We start from the raw sequence: 863 nt of genomic DNA on the forward strand, positions 1-863 counted from the left end.
CGTATAACATTATGACGAAGATTCTTGAAAGAATAAGAGAGAATATATGAATATAAAGCTACTTATCCAACACAGCATGTCACAACTCCGACAGCAAACTCCGATCGTCGGGATTCTCTACCATACTTTTACAGCAATTTCGGCACACTGCCAGCAGTGGTTATTGTGATATATTCTATATACATAATTAAATCAGACCTATCGATCAGCGGACTTGTGACTAAGTTGAAATCAAGTTTATTCAGGAATAGATAGCATTGGGTATTTCAGGACTTTCTCATGAGCATCATGAGATGATATGGCTTTTTCAATCCAACCATTCTTTTAAAAAACATATCAATTCGATTGGGTATTCCAAATATGTATCTCCATATCATGTGAGGCCGAACCGGTCTGGACCCACATTTATCACATATAGAAGCATCTGAGTACGAATAAAGTCCAAGTTTTTGTTTTAATTTAAATAAAAAAACATTAGGACGAATACGATACGATTCGTATTTCACCGACTCCACCACGTAATCTGGGAAGGTTTCAACAATTTTGTTCTCATTAAATGTTAATCTATGGTGGTTTGTATTAAATAAATTGCCACATTTTGCACATTTGCAGAGACCAATATCTATGTCCTCCTTATAGGGGACTGTTATCAGAATATATTTCGCATTTAGACGCCTGACCTCGGCTATAGCCTCTGAATATGTCTTTTTATCCAAATGCTCCAGTACCTCTGTTAAAAGAATTAAATCAAATTTATTTGGTTTTATTGGCAAGGAATTTATACTACTGCTCCATAACAAAATGTTTTAACCATTGCGTTGATCTATCCAGACTATGGGTAGAAAGAGAGTTCATGAAGTGAG

Annotated in this window: 1 protein-coding gene; it reads right to left on the reverse strand. The window is 35.5% G+C overall.

Going from position 1 to position 863, the window contains the following annotated elements; all coding sequences use genetic code 11:
- Positions 1-266: 266 nt before the first annotated feature.
- Entirely contained in the window at positions 267-773 is a 507-nt protein-coding gene (locus QHG98_09725) for a class I SAM-dependent methyltransferase (protein MDH7597990.1), read from the reverse strand.
- Positions 774-863: the final 90 nt, after the last annotated feature.

This window comes from Methanothrix sp. (assembly GCA_029907715.1).
Classification (GTDB): Archaea; Halobacteriota; Methanosarcinia; order Methanotrichales; family Methanotrichaceae; genus Methanothrix_B.